Genomic DNA, 21,034 nt, shown 5'->3' with positions numbered 1-21,034 from the left:
TTGGCCCCGCGAGCGGCGCGGCATCCAATCAATGTCGGAGCGGCTCGCAAGGCCAACCGAACCTTGGAGGTGACGTAGATGAACGCGATCGAAATTACCGAATTTGGTGCGCCTGAAGTTCTGGTGCTCGGAGAGCGTCCGATGCCCGAGCCGAAGGCGGGTGAGGTGCTCATCAAGGTGGCGGCGTCGGGCGTCAATCGCCCTGACGTGTTTCAGCGCAAGGGCGGATATGCGCCGCCTCCGGGAGCGTCGGATTTGCCGGGGTTGGAAGTGGCAGGCGAGATCGTCGGTGGGACGATCGACGAGAAGCGCAATCCGTTTGGGCTCAAGATCGGCGATCGCGTGTGTGCGCTCTTGGCGGGCGGCGGTTACGCCGAATATGCGAGCGCGCCGCTTGCGCAGTGCTTGCCGGCGCCGGACGGGCTTTCCGATGTCGAGGCGGCGTCGCTGCCCGAGACTTTTTTCACGGTCTGGAGCAATGTCTTCGAGCGCGCGCAACTGGGGCGCGGCGAAGGGGGCGAGAACGAAACGCTGCTCGTGCAGGGCGGATCGAGTGGCATCGGCGTGACGGCTATTCAGATCGCGCACGCCCTCGGGTTTCGTGTGTTCGCGACGGCGGGCTCCGCCGAAAAATGCCGCGCGTGCGAGCAGCTTGGTGCGGACCGCGCGATCAACTACAAGTCGGAAGATTTCGTCGAGGTCGTGAAGTCGCTGACGAACGATCGCGGCGTCGACGTGATCCTCGACATGGTCGCGGGAAGCTACGTGACGCGTGAATTGAGCGCGCTTGCGGACGGCGGGCGGCTCGTACTGATCGCGCTCCTCGGTGGCGCAAAAGCCGAGCTCAACTTCAACGAGATTCTGCGCCGGCGCTTGACGGTGACGGGCTCGACGCTGCGTCCGCGCTCCGTCGACTTCAAGGCAAAGATCGCGGGTCAATTGAAAGAGCACGTCTGGCCGCACCTCGAAGAGGGCCGCATCAAGCCGGTCATCTATCGCGTGTTTCCCGCGGCCCAGGCGGCGCAGGCGCACGCGCTGATGGAAAGCGGCGAGCATATCGGAAAGATCGTGCTGGATTGGACTCTCTAAGGTTGACGCAGGCGGTTTGACCCGCTCTGCCAGCACACAGTAAAATTGCGCGTTTTGCGTACGCCGCGTGGGGTGGTCTGCGAATCATGGGCAGTGCGATGGGCAGTGCGATGGGCAGTGCGATGGGCAGTGCGATGGGCAGCAAGATGAGCAGCAAGCCCGTCCGGTCCGTCTAGCGAAGGCGGGGCGGCCATAGGCGTGAAATGCCGCGGGGCGTGCAGTAATCGACCTGAGAAGGCGCAATGAGGTGTCGAACCAGGCACTGAAAAAGTGCCTGAAGCGAAAAAGGGCCGGGACTAAACAATGTCGAGACAACGAGCGAAGCGGGTAGTCGGTAACTGGAAGATGCACGGGCGCCTTGACGAGAATGCGGCGCTGCTGCAGTCCGTGGCGGAAGGTGCGGTCGCGCTGCAAAACGGTGTGCAGGTGGGCGTGTGCGTGCCGTCACCTTATCTGGCACAGGCGCAGACCTTGTTGAGCGGCACGCGTGTCGGCTATGGCGTGCAGGACGTTTCCGCTTACACGCACGGCGCTTATACCGGTGAAGTCGCGGCCGAAATGGCCGTGGAATTCGGTGCGACGCTCGCGATCGTGGGGCACTCGGAGCGCCGCGCGTATCACCGCGAAAGCGCGGAACTCGTGGCGACGAAAACGCAGCGTGCGCTGCAAGCTGGGTTGACGCCTGTCGTCTGCATCGGCGAAACGCTCGAAGAGCGCGACGCCGGTGCGACGGAGCGGGTGGTCGGCGCGCAGCTCGAGGCAGTGCTCGCGGTGTTGTCGGCGGACGAGGCGGCTCGCATTGTCGTCGCCTACGAACCCGTTTGGGCGATCGGCACGGGCCGCAGCGCGACGGCGGAGCAAGCGCAGGAAGTGCATGCTTACCTGCGCGGGCGTCTCGCGGCGAAGGGCGCGGCGGTTGCCGACGTGCCGTTGTTGTACGGCGGCAGTGTGAAGCCGGAAAACGCGGAAGAATTGTTTCGCCAGAAGGACATCGACGGCGGCCTGATTGGCGGCGCGTCCTTGAAGAGCAAGGATTTCCTCGCGATCTGCGAGGCGGCGCAAGCGGCCATCGCTGCTGCGCATTGAACAAAGCGCCGTCGCGTTGTTGCGCCGGCGCGATTGCAGTACACACGTCTGACGCATTTGTGTCGGACGATTAACTCAAACTCAGGTGAGCGCAATGCTGTATTTGAAAACGTTGATCATCGTCGTCCAGTTGCTGTCGGCGCTTGGGGTCATCGGCCTCGTGCTGCTTCAGCACGGCAAGGGTGCCGATATGGGCGCTGCTTTCGGCAGCGGTGCGTCGGGAAGCCTGTTTGGCGCGACGGGTTCGGCGAACTTCTTGTCGCGTACGACCGGCGTTCTCGCGGCGATCTTTTTCGTGACGACGCTGACGCTGACCTACATCGGTTCATACAAGTCGAAACCCTCGGCTGGCGTGCTTGGCGAAGTTCCGACGGCACCGGTGGCGGCATCGGCTGCTTCGCTTCCGGCGGCGGCTTCCGTGCCCGTTGCTGCGTCGCCGGCATCGGCTCCGGGTCAGAACGTGCCGAAATAAGAAATTTCGTTCAAAACGCATTTGTGCGTTGAACAAACTGTTTAGACGGGTTAGAATTTAAGTCTTGAAGCGATTCGCTGGTTATATAAGTTGTTTTCCCGGATTGCAGCCAGTGCCGACGTGGTGAAATTGGTAGACACGCTATCTTGAGGGGGTAGTGGCGAAAGCTGTGCGAGTTCGAGTCTCGCCGTCGGCACCAAAGTTATCCAATGCCAGCCGCATGCATCGCTTCGGCTGGCATTGTCACTTCTGGCTCCAGCCTTGCGGCTTCCTTGCGACGCTGAGTTGGATGAAGTGATTTCCCGTTAGGGTGTACACTCCGGCGGAATTCAGAACCAACCAATTGAGGATAGTCTTGAACCTCGCAGCCTATTTCCCCGTATTGTTGTTCCTCATTGTGGGCACCGGTTTAGGCATAGCGTTGGTCAGCATTGGTAAGATCCTCGGCCCCAACAAGCCCGACAATCAAAAGAACGCGCCGTACGAATGCGGCTTCGAAGCGTTCGAAGACGCGCGCATGAAGTTCGATGTGCGCTACTACCTCGTTGCAATCCTGTTCATCATTTTCGACCTTGAAACCGCGTTCCTGTTTCCGTGGGGTGTGGCCCTGCGCGACATCGGCTGGACGGGCTTCTTGGCGATGATGATTTTTCTGCTCGAATTCCTGCTGGGCTTTGCCTATATCTGGAAGAAGGGCGGCCTCGACTGGGAGTGACGGGCTAATCGCCGGTTTGCGTGGGCGGCCACTCTCCGCCGCCCGTCTGGAGTGGAAAGCAAATGAGTATCGAAGGGGTCTTGAAGGAAGGGTTTGTCACCACCACGGCTGACAAGCTGATCAATTGGACGCGTACCGGCTCGTTGTGGCCGATGACGTTCGGTCTCGCGTGTTGCGCGGTCGAGATGATGCATGCGGGCGCGGCCCGCTACGACCTCGACCGTTTCGGGGTCGTGTTCCGTCCCAGCCCGCGCCAGTCGGACGTGATGATCGTCGCCGGCACGCTGTGCAACAAGATGGCGCCGGCGCTGCGCAAGGTCTACGATCAGATGGCCGAGCCGCGCTGGGTGATCTCGATGGGCTCATGCGCAAACGGCGGCGGCTACTATCACTATTCGTACTCGGTGGTGCGGGGCTGCGACCGGATCGTGCCGGTCGACGTCTACGTGCCGGGCTGCCCGCCGACGGCTGAGGCGCTTGTCTACGGCGTGATCCAGCTGCAAGCGAAGATCCGCCGCACCAACACCATCGCCCGTCAATAAGGCCTGAGCCTCCCCACAATATGGCAAGCAAACTCGAGACCCTCAAAGCGAACCTCGAGGCGGCTTTTGGCGGCCGCCTTGCGAGCATCACGGAATCGATCGGTGAACTGACGATCGTCGTGAAGGCAAGCGAATACCTCGATATCGCGAAGCGCTTGCGTGACGACCGCGCGCTCGGCTTCGAGCAGTTGATCGATCTGTGCGGCGTCGACTACCAAACCTACGGCGACGGCGCCTACGACGGCCCGCGCTTTGCGGCGGTGCTGCATCTGCTGTCTATCTCGAATAATTGGCGTCTGCGCGTGCGCGTGTTCGCACCGGATGACGAAGTGCCCATCGTCGCATCGGTTGTCGACATCTGGAATTCGGCGAACTGGTACGAGCGCGAAGCGTTCGATCTGTACGGCATCGTCTTCGAAGGCCACCCGGATCTGCGCCGTATCCTGACCGACTATGGCTTTATCGGCCATCCGTTCCGCAAGGATTTCCCCGTCTCCGGCTACGTCGAAATGCGTTACGACCCGGAAGAGAAGCGCGTCGTCTACCAGCCGGTGACGATCGAGCCGCGCGAAATCACGCCGCGCGTGATCCGCGAGGATCGCTATGGCGGTCTGAAACACTAAGAGGACGCCATGGCAGAAATCAAAAACTACACGCTCAACTTCGGCCCGCAGCACCCGGCCGCGCACGGCGTGCTGCGCCTCGTGCTCGAACTCGACGGCGAAGTGATTCAACGTGCCGATCCGCACATCGGCCTTCTCCACCGCGCGACCGAAAAGCTCGCAGAAACCAAGACGTTCATTCAATCCGTGCCGTACATGGACCGTCTCGACTACGTGTCGATGATGGTGAACGAGCACGGTTATGTCCTCGCGATCGAAAAGCTGCTCGGCATCGATGTGCCGATCCGCGCGCAATACATCCGTGTGCTGTTCGACGAAATCACGCGCGTGCTGAACCACCTGATGTGGATCGGCGCGCACGCGCTCGACGTCGGCGCGATGGCGGTGTTTCTGTATGCGTTCCGTGAGCGCGAAGACCTGATGGACGTGTACGAAGCCGTGTCCGGTGCGCGGATGCACGCGGCGTACTACCGTCCGGGCGGCGTCTACCGCGATTTGCCTGACGCGATGCCGCAATACAAGGCGTCCAAAATCCACAATGCGAAGGCGTTGTCGAGGATGAACGAAGCGCGCCAAGGGTCGCTGCTCGACTTCATCGACGATTTCTTCACGCGCTTTCCGACTTGCGTCGACGAATATGAAACGCTGCTGACCGACAACCGGATCTGGAAGCAGCGCCTGGTCGGCATCGGCGTGGTGAGCCCGGAGCGTGCGATGCAGCTCGGCCTGACGGGGGCGATGCTGCGCGGCTCAGGCATCGAGTGGGATTTGCGCAAGAAGCAGCCGTACGAAGTGTACGATCGCCTCGATTTCGACATCCCAGTCGGCGTGAACGGCGATTGTTACGACCGCTATCTGGTGCGCGTCGAAGAAATGCGCCAATCCACTCGCATTGCAAAACAATGTATTGAGTGGCTGCGGAAGAATTCTGGCCCCGTCATGACGGAAAATCACAAGGTTGCGCCGCCGTCGCGCGTGGGCATGAAGTCGAACATGGAAGAGTTGATTCACCACTTCAAGCTCTTCACCGAAGGTTTCCACGTGCCGGAAGGCGAGGCGTATGCAGCCGTCGAACATCCGAAGGGCGAGTTCGGCATCTATCTGATCTCCGACGGCGCGAACAAGCCGTATCGCCTGAAGATTCGCGCACCCGGGTATGCGCACCTGTCCGCGCTCGACGAAATGGCGCGGGGCCACATGATCGCCGACGCCGTGACGATCATCGGCACGCAGGACATCGTGTTCGGGGAAGTCGACCGTTAAGCCGCCGCGCGATGCGCGCCGGCAACGGCGGGTGTCGCCAGCGGCAAGTCCGCTCGCGGGGCGACGCGAAGCTCGCGGCCCCGCCAGGAGCCAAGAGGAGCGCTAGGTCCGTCGCATGCAACACCCGCGGCAGGTTTTCGTTCGGTAGGAATTGAAAGAGTCGTGTCTGAAAATGATCTCAGCTGAAGGCCTGAAAGAAATCGATCGTGCGATCGCGAAGTATCCCGCCGATCAGAAACAGTCCGCCGTGATGTCGGCGTTGGCCGTGGCTCAAGAAGAGCACGGCTGGCTGTCGCCGGAAATCATGCAGTACGTGGCGGACTATCTCGGCATGCCTGCGGTCGCCGTGCAGGAAGTCGCGACGTTCTACACGATGTACGAGACGTCGCCTGTCGGCAAATACAAGATCACCCTCTGCACGAATCTGCCGTGCCAGCTCGGGCCGGACGGCGGCTCGGACGGCGCTGCCGAATACCTGAAGAAGAAGCTCGGCATCGACTTTGGCGAAACCACGCCCGACGGCCAGTTCACGCTAAAAGAGGGCGAGTGCATGGGCTCATGCGGCGACGCGCCGGTGCTGCTCGTGAACAACCATCGCATGTGCAGCTTCATGAGCCGCGAGAAGATCGACCAATTGCTGGAGGAACTTTCGAAATGACGTCTCTCCACGATCGTCACATCAAACCGCTGATTCTCGCTGGCCTGAACGGCGACAACTGGCACCTCGAAGACTACGTGGCGCGCGGCGGTTACGCCCAGCTGCGCCGCATTCTCGAAGAAAAGATTCCGCCCGAGCAGGTGATCGCCGACGTAAAGGCGTCGGGTCTGCGCGGCCGTGGCGGTGCGGGCTTCCCGACCGGCCTGAAGTGGAGCTTCATGCCGCGCCAGTTCCCGGGGCAGAAGTATCTCGTCTGCAACTCGGACGAAGGCGAGCCGGGCACGTTCAAAGACCGCGACATCCTGCGCTGGAACCCGCATGCCCTGATCGAGGGCATGGCGATCGGTGCATACGCGATGGGCATCACGGTCGGCTACAACTATATCCACGGCGAAATCTGGGAAACCTATCAGCGCTTCGAAGAAGCGCTCGAAGAGGCGCGCCGCGCGGGTTTCCTCGGCGACAACATTCTCGGCTCGGGTTTCTCGTTCCAGCTGCACGCGCACCACGGTTACGGCGCCTATATCTGCGGCGAAGAAACCGCGCTGCTCGAGTCGCTCGAAGGCAAGAAGGGCCAGCCGCGCTTCAAGCCGCCGTTCCCGGCGAGCTTCGGCGTCTATGGCAAGCCGACGACGATCAACAACACCGAAACGTTCGCTGCCGTGCCGTTCCTGCTCTCGATCGGGCCGCAGGCCTACCTCGAACTCGGCAAGCCGAACAATGGCGGCACGAAGATCTTCTCGGTGTCCGGCGACGTCGAGCGCCCGGGCAACTATGAAGTGCCGCTCGGCACGCCGTTCGCGACGCTCATGGAGCTTGCCGGCGGCATGCGTGGCGGCAAGAAGATCAAGGCCGTGATTCCTGGCGGCTCGTCGGCGCCGGTCGTACCGGGCGACATCATGATGCAGACCGATCTCGACTATGACTCGATCGCTAAGGTCGGCTCGATGCTGGGTTCGGGCGCGGTGATCGTGATGGACGACACACGCTGCATGGTACGTTCGCTCTTGCGTCTGTCGTACTTCTACTACGAAGAATCGTGCGGCCAGTGCACGCCGTGCCGTGAAGGCACCGGCTGGCTCTATCGCGTCGTGCACCGTATCGAGCACGGCCAGGGCCGCAAGGAAGACCTCGATCTGCTGAATTCGGTCGCGGATAACATCATGGGCCGCACGATTTGCGCGCTCGGCGACGCAGCGGCAATGCCGGTGCGCGGGATGTTGAAGCACTACTGGGACGAATTCGCCTATCACGTCGAGCACAAGCATTGCCTCGTGGGCGGCCACGCGGGCGCGCCGGCTTCGGTCGAAGCGGTGCTCGCGTAACGCGCGGCCTGAAGCGGCGCGAGCGGTACCCCACGCACGGAATTTCATTGCCGCACTGAACGGCTCGACGGCAATCCGCCGGGCCGGCACTGAGCGAATGATTGAGCGGTAAATAGGTTAAGGACCATTCACCATCATGGTTGAACTTGAAATAGACGGCAAGAAGGTCGAGGTGGCCGAAGGCAGCATGGTGATCCAGGCTGCGCATAAGGTCGACACGTACATTCCTCACTTCTGCTATCACAAGAAGCTCTCCATCGCGGCCAACTGCCGGATGTGTCTCGTCGATGTCGAGAAAATGCCGAAGGCCGTGCCCGCGTGTGCGACGCCGGTCTCGCAGGGCATGATCGTGCATACGAAGTCCGAGAAGGCGGTGAAGGCTCAGCAATCGGTGATGGAATTCCTGCTGATCAATCACCCGCTCGATTGCCCGATCTGCGACCAGGGCGGCGAATGCCAGTTGCAGGATCTCGCAGTCGGCTACGGCAAATCGTCGTCGCGCTACAGCGAAGAAAAGCGCGTCGTGTTCCATAAGAACGTCGGCCCGCTGATCTCGATGGAAGAGATGACGCGCTGCATTCACTGCACGCGCTGCGTGCGCTTCGGCCAGGAAATCGCCGGCGTGATGGAGCTCGGCATGCTGGGCCGCGGCGAGCATGCCGAGATTACGTCGTTCGTCGGCAAGACCGTCGATTCCGAACTGTCGGGCAACATGATCGACCTGTGCCCGGTCGGCGCGCTCACCAGCAAGCCGTTCCGCTACAGCGCGCGTACGTGGGAACTGTCGCGCCGCAAGTCGGTGAGCCCGCATGATTCGGTCGGCGCGAATCTCGTCGTTCAAGTGAAGAACAATCGCGTGATGCGCGTGCTGCCGTTCGAGAACGAAGCGATCAACGAGTGCTGGATCTCGGATAAGGACCGCTTCTCGTACGAAGGCCTCAATAGCGAAGAGCGCCTCACGCAGCCGATGATCAAGCAAGGCGGCCAGTGGGTCGAATCCGACTGGCAGACCGCGCTCGAATACGTCGCGAAGGGCATCAAGGGCATCACCGCGGACCACGGCGCGAAGGCGCTCGCGGCGCTCGCGAGCCCGCATAGCACGTTCGAAGAGCTGTTCCTCGTGAAGCAGCTTGCTGCCGCGATCGGTACGCCGAACGTTGACTTCCGTCTGCGTCAAGCCGATTTCTCCGCGAAGCCGGAAGGCACGCCGTGGCTCGGCGTGATGCTCGCCGATCTGTCGAAGGTCGATGCTGCGTTCGTCATCGGCTCGTTCCTGCGCCGCGATCATCCGCTCGTGGCCGCGCGCTTGCGTCAAGCGGCGAAGGGCGGTGCGAAGGTGCATTTCCTCAACGCGACGGGCGACGACTCGCTGATCCCGACCGCCAAGCGCATCGCCGCCGCGCCGTCGGCATGGCTCGACGAGCTTGCAGGCATTGCCGCCGCCGTCGCGCAAGCGCGCGGCGTGGCACTGCCGGAAGCGTTCGCCTCGGCTCAAGCTTCGGAAGCGGCGAGGGATGTCGCCGCTGCGCTCAGCGCCGGCGAGCTGCGCGTCGTGCTGCTCGGCAACGGCGCCGTGCGCCACCCGGAGTTCGCACGCATTCATGCGGCCGCTCAATGGATTGCTGAAAACACGGGCGCCACGCTCGGCTTCGTCGCCGAAGCGGCGAATACCGTCGGTGCCCACCTGGCCGGCGCGCTGCCGGGCGAGGGCGGTTTGAACGCGCGCGAAGTGTTCGAACAGCCGCGCAAGGGCTACTTGCTGCTCAACGTCGAACCCGAGTTCGACACCGCGAATCCGGCGCAGGCGCTGGCCGCGCTGAACCAGGCGGAAATGGTCGTGATGCTGTCGGCGTTCAAGCACGGCACCGATTACGCCGACGTGCTGCTGCCGATCGCGCCGTTCACCGAGACGGCCGGTGCGTTCGTCAACGCAGAAGGCACGGTGCAGTCGTTCAACGGCGTCGTGCGTCCGCTCGGCGAAACGCGTCCCGCATGGAAGGTGCTGCGCGTGCTCGGCAGCGTGCTTGGCTTGCCGGGCTTCGAATACGACACGGCGGAAGAAGTGCGCACGGCCGCGCTCGGCGAGGGCGAAATCGCCGCGCGTCTGTCGAACCGCACGAGCGCCGCAGTCGCACGTGCGAACGGCGCCGCTGCGAAGGCCGCGGACGGCAAGTTCGAGCGCATCGCCGACGTGCCGATCTATCACGCCGACCCGCTCGTGCGTCGTGCGCCGTCGCTGCATCTGACGGCCGCCGCGCGCGCGGCGAATACGATCGGCCTGCCGGCCGCGCTGTTCGACAAGCTGGCATTGAAGGAAGGCGACGCGGTGCGCGTGCGTCAGGGCGACCGCGAGGTGCAAGCGCCCGCGGTGCGCGAGGCAAATCTTGCGGAGACGGTCGTCCGCGTGTCGGCGGCTACGCCTGCCGGCGCTGCGCTGGGCAGCTTGTTCGGTGAACTGGTGGTGGAGAAGGCGTAAATGAGCTTGTTCGATACGATCAACTCGGGCGGCAGTCAGCTTCTCGGCGTGGCATGGCCCACAGTGTGGGCGCTCATCCGGATCCTGGTGGTGTCCGTCGCGATCCTGCTGTGCGTGGCCTACCTGATCCTCTGGGAGCGCAAGCTCATCGGCTGGATGCACGTGCGTCTCGGCCCGAACCGCGTCGGCCCGGCCGGTCTGCTGCAGCCGATCGCCGACGTGCTGAAGCTGCTGTTGAAGGAAGTGATTCAGCCGACGGCGGCGAGCCGTTGGATCTACCTGATCGCGCCGATCATGGTCGTGGTCCCGGCGTTCGCGGTGTGGGCGGTGATTCCGTTCCAGGCGGGCGCCGTGCTCGGCGACATCAACGCGGGTCTCCTGTACGCGATCGCGATTTCGTCGGTCGGCGTGTACGGCGTGATTCTGGCCGGCTGGGCGTCGAACTCGAAGTACGCGTTTCTCGGCGCGATGCGCGCCGCGGCGCAGATGGTGTCGTACGAAATCTCGATGGGCTTTGCGCTTGTCGTCGTGCTGATGACCTCGGGCAGCCTGAACCTCTCGGATATCGTGACTTCGCAAGAGCGCGGCATCTTCGCGAGCTACGGCGTGACTTTCCTGTCGTGGAACTGGCTGCCGCTGTTGCCGGTGTTCGTCGTGTACTTCATCTCCGGCATCGCCGAAACGAACCGCCACCCGTTCGATGTGGTTGAAGGGGAGTCGGAAATCGTCGCGGGCCACATGATCGATTACTCGGGGATGGCGTTCGCGCTGTTCTTCCTCGCCGAGTACATCAACATGATCGTGATTTCGGCGCTGGCTGCCACGATGTTCCTTGGCGGCTGGAGCGCACCGTTCGGCTTCCTGTCGTTCATCCCGGGCATCTTATGGCTCGTGCTGAAAGTCTTCTTCCTGTTGTCGGTATTCATCTGGGCGCGTGCGACGTTCCCGCGTTACCGCTATGACCAGATCATGCGCCTGGGCTGGAAGATCTTCCTGCCGGTGTGCGTGGTGTGGGTGATCGTGGTCGGGTTCTGGATCATGTCGCCGTTGAATATCTGGAAATAAAGGGCGGACGAGAACATGACCGCAATCCAAAACTTCTTCAAGACGTTCTTTCTGACCGAGCTGCTGAAGGGGCTCGCGCTGACCGGACGCTATGCGTTCAAGCGCAAGTTCACGGTGCAGTTCCCGGAAGAGAAAACGCCGATCTCGCCGCGCTTTCGCGGGCTGCACGCGCTGCGCCGCTACGAGAACGGCGAAGAGCGCTGCATCGCATGCAAGCTGTGCGAAGCGGTGTGCCCGGCCTTGGCCATCACGATCGAATCGGAAACGCGCGCGGACAACACGCGCCGCACGACGCGCTACGACATCGACCTGACCAAGTGCATCTTCTGCGGTTTCTGCGAGGAAAGCTGCCCGGTCGACTCGATCGTCGAGACGCAGATCCTCGAATACCACGGCGAAAAGCGGGGCGACCTGTACTTCACGAAGGAAATGCTGCTGGCGGTCGGCGATCGCTACGAAACGGAGATCGCCGCGGCCAAGGCAGCCGATGCGCCTTACCGTTGAATCTCGTTTGAACGCTTTAGCTGGACCGTTTTGGTTTGATGCTGCCGGCTTGAAGGCCGTGCGCCGCGGGGCGATCCGCACTGCGGCGCGGTAGACCGCCGTGCCGTTCGGCGGATGCCTTAAGCCAAAGAACCACCATGCCTGACGATGGGCTAACGATGAACCGGTAATCATGGAATTCACGACCGTACTGTTCTACATCTTTGCTGCGCTCCTGACGGTGTCAGGGCTGAAGGTGATCACCTCGCGCAACCCGGTTGCGGCTGCGCTCTTCCTCGTGCTCGCGTTCTTCAACGCGGCGGCCATCTGGATGCTGCTGCAGGCCGAATTCCTCGCGATCCTGCTGGTGCTCGTCTACGTCGGCGCGGTGATGGTGCTGTTCCTGTTCGTCGTGATGATGTTGGACATCAATCTCGACGTCCTGCGCAAGGACTTTAGGCGCTTCGTGCCGATGGCGACGGTGGTCGGCGCGATCATCGTGATCGAAACGGCGCTGATCCTGTGGCACGGCTACGGTGCAACGGTCACGCCGTTGCACGACGTGACGGCAGGCGCGGGCGGCGTGGGGGCCGCGGGCGCGATGCCGAACACGCGCCTCATCGGCAAGGTCATCTACACCGATTACATCTTCGCGTTTGAAATCGCCGGCCTCGTGCTGCTCGTCGCGATCATCGCCGCCGTGGCGCTGACCGCGCGCCAAGGCAAGGACAGCAAACGCCAGCGTGTGTCGCAACAGGTCAAGGTGCGTCGCGAGGACCGCGTGCGCCTCGTGAAGATGCCGGCGGAAAAGGTGCTGCCGGAAGCTGCCGCAAGCGAAGCCGCACCAGGCAACACCGGCGCCGGCACGGTCGGCAACAAGGCCTGAGCGCACTGGAGAAAAACATGTTGACCCTTGCTCACTACCTCGTGCTCGGTGCGATCCTGTTTGCGATCAGCATCGTCGGTATTTTCCTGAACCGTCGCAACATCATCATCATCCTGATGGCGATCGAATTGATGCTGCTGGCGGTGAACACCAATTTCGTCGCGTTCTCGCATTACCTCGGCGACGTGCACGGCCAGATCTTCGTGTTCTTCGTGCTCACGGTGGCCGCGGCTGAAGCCGCGATCGGCCTCGCGATTCTGGTGACTCTGTTCCGCAGTCTCGACACGATCAACGTCGAAGACCTCGATCAGCTCAAAGGTTAAATTCAGGCACCGCTGTTATGTCAACGACACTTAATGAAAACCTGCTGCTGGCGGTTCCGCTCGCACCGCTCGCCGGCTCGCTGATTGCGGGGCTGTTCGGCAAGACGGTAGGGCGCAAGGGGAGCCACCGGATCACGATCCTGGGCGTGTTCATTTCGTTCATCCTGTCGGCGATAGTGTTCGTCGACGTGCTGAACGGCGCGAGCTTCAACGCGACGGTCTACGAATGGATGAACGTTGGCTCGGTGAAGCTCGAAGTCGGCTTCCTGGTCGACACGCTGACCGCGATGATGATGTGCGTCGTGACCTTCGTGTCGCTGATGGTGCACATCTACACGATCGGCTACATGGCCGAAGACGATGGCTACGAGCGCTTCTTCTCGTACATCTCGCTCTTCACGTTCTCGATGCTGATGCTCGTGATGAGCAACAACTTCCTGCAGCTGTTCTTCGGCTGGGAAGCGGTGGGTCTCGTGTCGTACCTGCTGATCGGCTTCTACTTCACGCGTGAAAGCGCGATCTACGCGAACCTGAAGGCGTTCCTCGTGAACCGCGTCGGCGACTTCGGCTTCTTGCTCGGCATCGGCCTGATCTTCGCGTACGCAGGCTCGCTGAACTACACGGACGTGTTCGCGAAGAACCACGAACTCGCGGCGCTTTCGTTCCCGGGCACGAACTGGGGCCTTCTGACGGTCGCCTGCATCTGCTTGTTCATCGGCGCGATGGGCAAGTCGGCGCAGTTCCCGCTGCACGTGTGGCTGCCCGATTCGATGGAAGGCCCGACGCCGATCTCCGCGCTGATTCACGCGGCAACCATGGTGACGGCCGGCATCTTCATGGTGACGCGCATGTCGCCGCTGTTCGAGCTGTCGGATTCGGCACTGTCGTTCATCACGGTGATCGGCGCGATTACCGCGCTCTTCATGGGCTTCCTCGGCATCGTCCAGAACGACATCAAGCGCGTGGTCGCATACTCGACGCTCTCGCAGCTCGGCTACATGACGGTCGCGCTCGGCGTGTCGGCCTACCCGGTCGCCGTGTTCCACCTGATGACGCACGCGTTCTTCAAGGCGCTGCTGTTCCTCGGCGCGGGCTCGGTCATCATCGGCATGCACCACGATCAGGACATGCGCAACATGGGCGGTCTGCGCAAGTACATGCCGATCACCTGGATCACGTCGCTGGTCGGTTCGCTCGCGCTGATCGGCACGCCGTTCTTCTCGGGCTTCTATTCGAAGGACTCGATCATCGATGCCGTGAAGCTCTCGCATCTGCCGGGTTCGGGCTTTGCGTACTTCGCGGTCGTGGCGAGCGTGTTCGTCACCGCGCTGTACTCGTTCCGTATGTACTTCATGGTGTTCCACGGCGAAGAGCGCTTCCGCGGTCCGAAGCACCCCGATTCGCCGTTGGGCGCGGAAGCGGCATTGCACGCTCATGGTCATGGCCACGGTCATGACGACCACGGTCACGGCCACGACGATCACGGCCACGCGCACGAGCCGCATGAGACGCCTTGGGTGGTTTGGGTGCCGCTGGTGCTGCTCGCGATTCCGTCCGTGGTGATCGGTGCGATCGCAATCGGCCCGATGCTGTTCGGCGACTTCTTCCAGCATGGTGTCGCGTTCAGCCAGGTGATCTTCATCGGCGAGAACCATCCGGCGCTGCACGAGATGGCCGACGAATTCAACGGCTGGGTGGCGATGGGTCTGCACTCGGTGTCGGGCTTGCCGGTATGGCTCGCGCTCGCGGGCGTGGTCACCGCATGGTTCCTGTATCTGAAGCGTCCGGACCTGCCGGCGGTGATTCGCCGCGCGTTCGGTCCGATCTACACGCTGCTCGATAACAAGTACTACATGGACAAGATCAACGACGTCGTGTTTGCCAAGGGCGCTGTGGCGATCGGCCGTGGCCTCTGGAAAGAGGGCGATGTCGCGGTCATCGACGGTGTCGTCAACGGAAGCGCGCGCTTCGTCGGCTGGTTCGCGAGCGTGATCCGCTTCCTCCAATCCGGTTACATCTATCACTACGCGTTCGCCATGATTATCGGCATGTTGGGGCTCCTGACCCTGTTTGTAACGCTCGGCGGCAAATAAGGCGGGGATACTAATGCACTCTTTTCCGATTCTCAGTGTCGCGATTTGGTTGCCGATCGTTTTCGGCCTCGCTGTTCTCGCTATCGGTTCCGATAGGAACCCCGCTCCGGCGCGCTGGCTGGCGCTGATCGGTTCGGTTCTCGGCCTGCTCGTCACACTGCCGCTCATCACCGGCTTCGACTCGAGCACGGCGGCGCTGCAGTTCGTCGAGCAGTCGAACTGGATCGAGCGCTTCCATATCACGTACCACCTCGGCGTCGACGGCATCTCGATGTGGTTCGTCGTGCTGACCGCGCTGATCACGGTGATCGTCGTGATCGCCGGCTGGGAGGTGATCACCGAGCACGTGTCGCAGTACCTCGCGGCGTTCCTGATCCTGTCGGGGATCATGGTCGGGGTGTTCTCGGCGGCCGACGGCATGCTGTTCTACGTGTTCTTCGAAGCTACGCTGATCCCGATGTACCTCATCATCGGCGTGTGGGGCGGTGCGAACCGGGTCTACGCAGCGTTCAAGTTCTTCCTGTACACGCTGGCCGGCTCGCTCCTGATGCTGGTTGCGCTGATTTACCTGTACGTGGAGACGGGCACGTTCGACCTCGCGGCCTGGCAGAGCGCGCAGATCGCGATGACGCCTCAGGTGCTGCTATTCATCGCATTCTTCCTGGCGTTCGCAGTGAAGGTGCCGATGTGGCCGGTGCACACGTGGTTGCCTGACGCGCACGTGGAAGCGCCGACAGGCGGCTCTGTCGTGCTGGCGGCGATCATGCTGAAGCTCGGCGCGTACGGTTTCCTCCGCTTCTCGTTGCCGATCACGCCTGATGCGAGCCATGCGCTGGCGCCGGTCGTCATCGCGCTGTCGCTGATCGCGGTGATCTACATCGGCTTCGTCGCGATGGTGCAGGCCGACATGAAGAAGCTGGTTGCGTATTCGTCGATTGCGCACATGGGCTTCGTCACGCTCGGTTTCTTCATCTTCAACCAGATGGGTGCGGAAGGCGCGATCGTGCAGATGATCTCGCACGGTTTCGTGTCGGGCGCGATGTTCCTTTGCATCGGCGTGCTGTACGACCGCATGCACTCGCGTCAGATCGCCGATTACGGCGGCGTCGTCAACACGATGCCGAAGTTCGCGGCACTGGTGATGCTGTTCGCGATGGCGAACGCCGGCCTGCCGGGCACCTCGGGTTTCGTCGGCGAGTTCATGGTGATCCTGGCGTCGGTCGGCTACAACTTCTGGATCGCGTTCGGCGCCGCCCTCACGCTGATTCTCGGCGCGGCGTACACGCTGTGGATGTACAAGCGCGTCTATTTCGGCAAGGTGGCGAACGACCACGTCGCGAAGCTCACGGACATCAACCGCCGGGAATTCTTCATTCTGGGCGTGCTGGCGGCGCTGACGCTGTTCATGGGCCTGTATCCGAAGCCTTTCACCGATGTGATGCACGTCGCCGTGGACAACCTCCTCGCCCACGTCGCGCAGTCGAAGCTGCCGCCGTTGTCACAGTAATGCAGAGCAGAGGAATATAAAGATCATGCAAAACGCTTCTATGTCTGCTCTGGGTCCGGACGCGCTGGTGATGGCCGCGATCGTCGTGGCCTGGCTGAACGACACGTTCGTCGGCGCGTCCGGCCGTCGCTTGACGTATTGGATTGCGGTCGTGTCGTCGGTGATCGCGGGCATCTGGTTCGCGGCGCTCGCGTTCGATACGCAGACGCTGTATTTCTACTCGCGGATGTACGTGGTCGATTCGTTCGCGAGCGCGATGAAGTCGGTGGTGTCGCTCGGCTTTGCGGTGACGCTCATCTATTCGCGCAAGTACCTTGACGATCGCGGCTTGTTCCGCGGCGACTTCGTCCTGCTGGGGATGTTCTCGTTGCTCGGCCAGCTCGTGATGATCTCGGGCAACAACTTCCTGACGCTGTACCTCGGCCTCGAACTGATGTCGCTGTCGCTGTACGCGGCGATCGCGCTGCGCCGCGACGCGTCGCAGTCGAACGAAGCGGCGATGAAGTACTACGTGCTCGGTGCGCTGGCTTCCGGTTTCCTGCTGTACGGTATCTCCATGCTGTACGGCGCAACGGGCTCGCTCGACCTGAACGAAGTGCTGAAGGCGGTGGCTTCGGGCCGTATCAATGATGTGGTGCTGCTGTTCGGCGTGATCTTCATCGTTGCCGGTGTCGCGTTCAAGATGGGCGCCGTGCCGTTCCACATGTGGGTGCCCGACGTCTATCACGGCGCGCCCACGGCGATGACCCTTCTCGTCGGCGGCGGCCCGAAGGTCGCGGCGTTCGCGTGGGGCCTGCGCTTCCTCGTGATGGGCCTGCTGCCGCTCGCAGTCGACTGGCAGGAAATGCTCGTCATTCTGGCGGCGCTGTCGATGATCGTCGGCAACATCACCGGTATCGTCCAGCGCAACGTCAAGCGGATGCTCGCTTACTCGGCGATCTCGAACATGGGCTTCGTGCTGCTGGGCCTGCTGGCAGGCGTGGTCGACGGCAAAACCGGCGGCATGGCCGGCGCGTACGGCTCGGCGATGTTCTACAGCATCGTGTACCTGATCACGACGCTCGGCTCGTTCGGCGTGGTGATGCTGCTCGCACGCGGCGACTTCGAAGCCGATTCGCTCGACGACTTCAAGGGCTTGAACAAGCGCAGCCCGGTCTTCGCGTTCGTGATGATGGTGATGATGTTCTCGCTCGCAGGCATTCCGCCGACCGTCGGCTTCTACGCGAAGCTCGCCGTGCTGCAATCGGCGATGAACGCCGGCCTCACGTGGCTGGCCGTGCTCGCGGTGGTGACGTCGCTCTTCGGCGCGTTCTACTACCTGCGTATCGTCAAGCTGATGTACTTCGATGCGCCGCAAGACACGACGCCGATCACAGGCGATACGTGCAAGCGTGTCGTGCTGTCGCTGAACGGGGTCGCTGTGCTGCTGCTCGGCATCGTTCCGGGCCCGCTCATGACTGCCTGCCTGGCCGCGATCACGCATACGTTGCCCGTGGCGCTGTGATGTCGGCAGCAGGCGGGTTTATCGTGCTGTTGGCGCTCGCGGGCGCCAACTTGCCGTTTCTGAATCAGAGGCTTTTCGCGGTCGTGCCGCTCAAGGCGGCGAAGAAGAACGCGTGGATTCGGATCGGCGAATTGATCGTGCTGTATTTCGTGGTCGGCGCTCTCGGCTTCATGCTTGAAGCGCGCGCCGGCAACCGCTTCGAGCAAGGCTGGCAGTTTTATGCGATCACGTTCAGCCTGTTCGTCGTTTTCGCGTTTCCCGGCTTCATTTTTCAATATCTCGTCAAACGCCGCTGATGGCTAGCCGCCATCGCGCGTCCTGGCTGTCCGAGGAGGCGACATGAACGAGCCCCACACTCACCTTCGTTCGCTGCCCCCCGAGGGGGCGGATGCCTCCCTTGGGGGCGGCCCGGCGCCCCGAAGCAAGACCACTTTGGGGACGGAAGGCACCATGGCTGAACTGCCCAACCACGATGCCGCGCTCACCGAGACGTGCGTCGAAAGCAACACGATCCACGCAGGCTCCTTCCTGACGCTCAAGCGCGACATCGTGCGTTTGCCGGACGGCAAGCATGCCTCGCGCGAATACGTCCAGCATCCGGGCGCGGTGATGGTGATCCCGCTCTTCGACGACGGCCGTGTGCTGATGGAAAGCCAATATCGCTATCCGATCGGCAAGGTGATGACCGAGTATCCGGCCGGCAAGCTCGATCCGGACGAGGGCGCGCTTGCGTGCGCGAAGCGCGAGCTGCGCGAGGAGACCGGCTATACGGCGCGCGAGTATGTGTACCTGACGCGCATTCATCCGATCATTTCGTACTCGACGGAATTCATCGATATCTTTCTCGCGCGCGGTTTGACGGCCGGTGAGCGCAAACTCGACGACGGGGAGTTTCTCGAGACGTTCACGGTCGATCTTGCGCAAGTGATGGAGTGGGTGCGCACGGGCCAGATCAGCGACGTGAAGACGATCATCGGCACGTTCTGGCTCGAGAAGGCGCTTTCCGGCGCTTGGCCGCTCGCGTGAAGGACGCTGGAATCACGCCGTCCGGCGTGCGTTTCGCCGTATTTGTCATCACCGCGTCACCTTCGGCGCGTTTTCACGCGAAGCGCTAAAATCGCGCACACACGTCGATTTGCTCTACGCTTTCAGCGTCCAGCAGTCCACGTCGTGATTCCCCGATAAATTTGCGAACGGTCGTTCACAAATTTTGATTTTGCGCTACACTCGTGCACAAGCCCCGACTCATGAAGGTTCTCGACTTACAGTGTCCGCATGGCCATCGGTTCGAAGGCTGGTTTGCTTCCGCCGAAGACTTCGAATCGCAGTTGTCCCGCAAGCTCGTCGAATGTCCGATTTGCGGCGCGACCGAAGTGAGCCGCATGCCGTCCGCGCCCCGTCTCAATCTGTCGGGCGCGAGCGCGGTGCAGCCCGCGGCGGATGCCGGTGAGTTGCAGGCCCGTGCGATGCGTGCATTGCGCGAGCTGCTCGAGAAAACCGAGAACGTGGGCGAGCGCTTTGCCGAGGAAGCGCGGCGCATTCACTACAATGAAGCGCCCGCGCGCAGCATCCGCGGCGTCACGACGCCGGAGGATGCGAAGGCCTTGGTCGAAGAGGGCATCGACGTGATGCCGCTGCCGGTTCCAACCGCACTCAAAGAGTCGCTGCAATAAGCGCAGCGTCATCCTGGCGGCGAACGGCGCGGCCAGGAGACACTGCGTATGAATCTCGACTACACCCCCGCCGAAGGCGCATTCCGCGCCGAAATCCACGCGTGGCTCGAAGCGAATCTGCCTGCCGAGCTTGCCGCCAAGGTCCTCAATCACAAACGCTTGTCGCGCGACGACATTGCGAGCTGGCATAAGCGGCTCGGCGCGCGTGGCTGGTCTGCGCCGGCGTGGCCCGTGGAATACGGCGGGCCCGGCTGGAACGCGACGCAGCGTCACATCTGGGAGGAGGAATGCGCGCGCGTCGGAGCGCCGCCGGTGCTGCCGTTCGGCGTGTCGATGGTTGCGCCCGTGCTGATGAAGTACGGCAGCGAAGCGCAGAAGCGCCACTACTTGCCGCGCATTCTCGACGGCACCGACTGGTGGTGCCAGGGCTATTCGGAGCCCGGCTCGGGGTCCGATCTCGCGTCGCTGCGCACGCGGGCCGAGCGCGTCGGCGATCACTATGTCGTCAATGGCCAGAAGACCTGGACGACGCTCGGCCAGCACGCCGACATGATGTTTTGCCTCGTGCGCACCGATAGCGGCGCGAAGAAGCAAGAAGGCATCTCGTTCCTGCTGATCGACATGAAGACGCCGGGCATCACTGTGCGTCCGATCATCACGCTCGACGAAGATCACGAGGTCAACGAGGTGTTCTTCGAGGACGTCGAAGTGCCGGTCGGGAATCTCGTAGGCGACGAGAATCGCGGCTGGACTTACGCGAAGTATCTGCTTGGCCACGAGCGAACGGGTATTGCTGCGGTGGGCCGCTCGAAGCGCGAACTCGTGTTCCTGAAGCGCCTTGCGCGCGAGCAGAGGAAAAACGGCAAACCGCTGATCGAAGATCCGTCATTCGGCGCCAAAGTGGCTGCGCTCGAGATCGAGCTGATGGCGCTCGATGTGACCGTGCAGCGCGTCGTCAGCAACGAGGCGAGCGGGCGCGGGCCGGGGCCAGAGGCATCGATGCTGAAGATCAAGGGCACCGAAATCCAGCAAGGATTGACGGAACTGATGTTCGAAGCGGCCGGGCCGCTCGCGGCGGCATTCGACGCGCCGTTCCTCGAAGGCAAGCGCGAGCACAGCATCGCCGGCGACGACGATGCCGCTCCGCTCGCCGCGTACTACTTCAATTTCCGCAAGACGTCGATTTACGGTGGCTCGAACGAAATCCAGAAGAACATCATCGCGCAGATGATTCTCGGGCTTTGAGCTTTT

The 21,034-nt window shown here is 62.3% G+C and carries 21 protein-coding genes and 1 tRNA gene; all 22 read left to right on the top strand.

Annotation, left to right across the window (positions count from 1 at the left end; translation table 11 throughout):
* The first annotated feature begins 78 nt into the window (after nt 1-78).
* Entirely contained in the window at nt 79-1,089 is a 1,011-nt protein-coding gene (locus J3489_RS20910; RefSeq protein ID WP_207001214.1) for an NAD(P)H-quinone oxidoreductase, read from the top strand.
* Nucleotides 1,090-1,392: 303 nt separating this feature from the next.
* Nucleotides 1,393-2,175, top strand: coding sequence for a triose-phosphate isomerase (gene tpiA, locus J3489_RS20905; protein WP_207001212.1), 783 nt, complete (start codon nt 1,393-1,395; stop codon nt 2,173-2,175).
* A 94-nt stretch (nt 2,176-2,269) separates the two neighbouring features.
* Complete coding sequence (gene secG, locus J3489_RS20900; RefSeq protein ID WP_207001210.1) at nt 2,270-2,647, top strand: preprotein translocase subunit SecG; 378 nt, start codon at nt 2,270-2,272, stop codon at nt 2,645-2,647.
* Between the two features lie 114 nt (nt 2,648-2,761).
* Nucleotides 2,762-2,846: transfer RNA gene (locus tag J3489_RS20895), tRNA-Leu, on the top strand.
* A 156-nt stretch (nt 2,847-3,002) separates the two neighbouring features.
* Nucleotides 3,003-3,362 (top strand): NADH-quinone oxidoreductase subunit A, encoded by a 360-nt coding sequence (locus J3489_RS20890; protein ID WP_207001208.1) that lies wholly within the window; start codon nt 3,003-3,005, stop codon nt 3,360-3,362.
* Between the two features lie 62 nt (nt 3,363-3,424).
* A complete protein-coding gene (locus tag J3489_RS20885) occupies nt 3,425-3,904 on the top strand; it encodes a NuoB/complex I 20 kDa subunit family protein (protein WP_006052903.1) in 480 nt (159 codons plus the stop codon).
* A gap of 20 nt (nt 3,905-3,924) precedes the next feature.
* The gene (locus J3489_RS20880) at nt 3,925-4,527 is read left to right on the top strand and encodes an NADH-quinone oxidoreductase subunit C (protein WP_207001206.1); all 603 of its coding nucleotides are present in this window, start codon (nt 3,925-3,927) and stop codon (nt 4,525-4,527) included.
* Nucleotides 4,528-4,536: 9 nt separating this feature from the next.
* Nucleotides 4,537-5,790, top strand: a complete 1,254-nt coding sequence (locus J3489_RS20875) for an NADH-quinone oxidoreductase subunit D (protein ID WP_207001205.1) — start codon at nt 4,537-4,539, stop codon at nt 5,788-5,790.
* A gap of 172 nt (nt 5,791-5,962) precedes the next feature.
* On the top strand, nt 5,963-6,448 hold the full coding sequence (gene nuoE / locus J3489_RS20870) for an NADH-quinone oxidoreductase subunit NuoE (protein ID WP_207001203.1): 486 nt from the start codon (nt 5,963-5,965) through the stop codon (nt 6,446-6,448).
* Nucleotides 6,445-7,773 carry an NADH-quinone oxidoreductase subunit NuoF gene (gene nuoF / locus J3489_RS20865; protein WP_207001200.1) on the top strand — a complete coding sequence of 443 codons (1,329 nt, stop codon included), beginning with the start codon at nt 6,445-6,447 and terminating at the stop codon, nt 7,771-7,773. The genes nuoE and nuoF overlap by 4 nt, the downstream gene beginning before the upstream one ends.
* A gap of 136 nt (nt 7,774-7,909) precedes the next feature.
* Entirely contained in the window at nt 7,910-10,249 is a 2,340-nt protein-coding gene (nuoG, locus tag J3489_RS20860; RefSeq protein ID WP_207001198.1) for an NADH-quinone oxidoreductase subunit NuoG, read from the top strand.
* Nucleotides 10,250-11,314, top strand: coding sequence for an NADH-quinone oxidoreductase subunit NuoH (gene nuoH / locus J3489_RS20855; RefSeq protein ID WP_207001197.1), 1,065 nt, complete (start codon nt 10,250-10,252; stop codon nt 11,312-11,314).
* A 15-nt stretch (nt 11,315-11,329) separates the two neighbouring features.
* Nucleotides 11,330-11,818, top strand: coding sequence for an NADH-quinone oxidoreductase subunit NuoI (gene nuoI / locus J3489_RS20850; protein WP_207001196.1), 489 nt, complete (start codon nt 11,330-11,332; stop codon nt 11,816-11,818).
* A gap of 172 nt (nt 11,819-11,990) precedes the next feature.
* Nucleotides 11,991-12,683 carry an NADH-quinone oxidoreductase subunit J gene (locus J3489_RS20845; protein ID WP_207001195.1) on the top strand — a complete coding sequence of 231 codons (693 nt, stop codon included), beginning with the start codon at nt 11,991-11,993 and terminating at the stop codon, nt 12,681-12,683.
* A 17-nt stretch (nt 12,684-12,700) separates the two neighbouring features.
* On the top strand, nt 12,701-13,006 hold the full coding sequence (gene nuoK / locus J3489_RS20840; RefSeq protein WP_153102134.1) for an NADH-quinone oxidoreductase subunit NuoK: 306 nt from the start codon (nt 12,701-12,703) through the stop codon (nt 13,004-13,006).
* A gap of 17 nt (nt 13,007-13,023) precedes the next feature.
* On the top strand, nt 13,024-15,099 hold the full coding sequence (gene nuoL / locus J3489_RS20835) for an NADH-quinone oxidoreductase subunit L (RefSeq protein ID WP_207001194.1): 2,076 nt from the start codon (nt 13,024-13,026) through the stop codon (nt 15,097-15,099).
* Between the two features lie 13 nt (nt 15,100-15,112).
* Nucleotides 15,113-16,606 (top strand): NADH-quinone oxidoreductase subunit M, encoded by a 1,494-nt coding sequence (locus J3489_RS20830; protein WP_207001193.1) that lies wholly within the window; start codon nt 15,113-15,115, stop codon nt 16,604-16,606.
* 25 nt (nt 16,607-16,631) lie between these two features.
* Nucleotides 16,632-18,110, top strand: coding sequence for an NADH-quinone oxidoreductase subunit NuoN (gene nuoN, locus J3489_RS20825; protein ID WP_207001192.1), 1,479 nt, complete (start codon nt 16,632-16,634; stop codon nt 18,108-18,110).
* The gene (locus J3489_RS20820; RefSeq protein ID WP_207001190.1) at nt 18,110-18,406 is read left to right on the top strand and encodes a DUF2818 family protein; all 297 of its coding nucleotides are present in this window, start codon (nt 18,110-18,112) and stop codon (nt 18,404-18,406) included. Before nuoN ends, J3489_RS20820 begins: the two co-directional genes overlap by 1 nt.
* Before the next feature lie 154 nt (nt 18,407-18,560).
* Nucleotides 18,561-19,136: an NUDIX domain-containing protein gene (locus J3489_RS20815; protein ID WP_207001188.1), complete on the top strand. Its 576-nt coding sequence runs from the start codon at nt 18,561-18,563 to the stop codon at nt 19,134-19,136.
* 221 nt (nt 19,137-19,357) lie between these two features.
* On the top strand, nt 19,358-19,783 hold the full coding sequence (locus tag J3489_RS20810) for a DUF1178 family protein (protein ID WP_207001186.1): 426 nt from the start codon (nt 19,358-19,360) through the stop codon (nt 19,781-19,783).
* A gap of 48 nt (nt 19,784-19,831) precedes the next feature.
* Entirely contained in the window at nt 19,832-21,028 is a 1,197-nt protein-coding gene (locus tag J3489_RS20805) for an acyl-CoA dehydrogenase family protein (protein WP_207001184.1), read from the top strand.
* The last annotated feature ends 6 nt before the right edge of the window (nt 21,029-21,034 follow it).

It is taken from the genome of Trinickia mobilis, from assembly GCF_017315705.1.
GTDB lineage: Bacteria > Pseudomonadota > Gammaproteobacteria > Burkholderiales > Burkholderiaceae > Trinickia_A > Trinickia_A mobilis.
The sequence above is the reverse complement of the archived record's forward strand: the minus strand, read 5'-3'. Positions and strand labels throughout refer to the sequence as shown.

Excerpts from the sequence above, each read along its gene's own strand:
- nuoK (WP_153102134.1), top strand. The coding sequence starts at position 12,701 with ATGTTGACCCTTGCTCACTACCTCGTGCTCGGTGCGATCCTGTTTGCG.
- tpiA (WP_207001212.1), top strand. The coding sequence starts at position 1,393 with ATGTCGAGACAACGAGCGAAGCGGGTAGTCGGTAACTGGAAGATGCAC.
- nuoF (WP_207001200.1), top strand. The coding sequence starts at position 6,445 with ATGACGTCTCTCCACGATCGTCACATCAAACCGCTGATTCTCGCTGGC.
- J3489_RS20885 (WP_006052903.1), top strand. The coding sequence starts at position 3,425 with ATGAGTATCGAAGGGGTCTTGAAGGAAGGGTTTGTCACCACCACGGCT.
- nuoE (WP_207001203.1), top strand. The coding sequence starts at position 5,963 with ATGATCTCAGCTGAAGGCCTGAAAGAAATCGATCGTGCGATCGCGAAG.
- J3489_RS20910 (WP_207001214.1), top strand. The coding sequence starts at position 79 with ATGAACGCGATCGAAATTACCGAATTTGGTGCGCCTGAAGTTCTGGTG.
- J3489_RS20880 (WP_207001206.1), top strand. The coding sequence starts at position 3,925 with ATGGCAAGCAAACTCGAGACCCTCAAAGCGAACCTCGAGGCGGCTTTT.
- nuoN (WP_207001192.1), top strand. The coding sequence starts at position 16,632 with ATGCAAAACGCTTCTATGTCTGCTCTGGGTCCGGACGCGCTGGTGATG.
- J3489_RS20820 (WP_207001190.1), top strand. The coding sequence starts at position 18,110 with ATGTCGGCAGCAGGCGGGTTTATCGTGCTGTTGGCGCTCGCGGGCGCC.
- J3489_RS20830 (WP_207001193.1), top strand. The coding sequence starts at position 15,113 with ATGCACTCTTTTCCGATTCTCAGTGTCGCGATTTGGTTGCCGATCGTT.
- J3489_RS20810 (WP_207001186.1), top strand. The coding sequence starts at position 19,358 with ATGAAGGTTCTCGACTTACAGTGTCCGCATGGCCATCGGTTCGAAGGC.
- secG (WP_207001210.1), top strand. The coding sequence starts at position 2,270 with ATGCTGTATTTGAAAACGTTGATCATCGTCGTCCAGTTGCTGTCGGCG.
- nuoH (WP_207001197.1), top strand. The coding sequence starts at position 10,250 with ATGAGCTTGTTCGATACGATCAACTCGGGCGGCAGTCAGCTTCTCGGC.
- J3489_RS20845 (WP_207001195.1), top strand. The coding sequence starts at position 11,991 with ATGGAATTCACGACCGTACTGTTCTACATCTTTGCTGCGCTCCTGACG.
- nuoG (WP_207001198.1), top strand. The coding sequence starts at position 7,910 with ATGGTTGAACTTGAAATAGACGGCAAGAAGGTCGAGGTGGCCGAAGGC.
- J3489_RS20815 (WP_207001188.1), top strand. The coding sequence starts at position 18,561 with ATGGCTGAACTGCCCAACCACGATGCCGCGCTCACCGAGACGTGCGTC.
- J3489_RS20805 (WP_207001184.1), top strand. The coding sequence starts at position 19,832 with ATGAATCTCGACTACACCCCCGCCGAAGGCGCATTCCGCGCCGAAATC.
- J3489_RS20875 (WP_207001205.1), top strand. The coding sequence starts at position 4,537 with ATGGCAGAAATCAAAAACTACACGCTCAACTTCGGCCCGCAGCACCCG.
- nuoL (WP_207001194.1), top strand. The coding sequence starts at position 13,024 with ATGTCAACGACACTTAATGAAAACCTGCTGCTGGCGGTTCCGCTCGCA.
- nuoI (WP_207001196.1), top strand. The coding sequence starts at position 11,330 with ATGACCGCAATCCAAAACTTCTTCAAGACGTTCTTTCTGACCGAGCTG.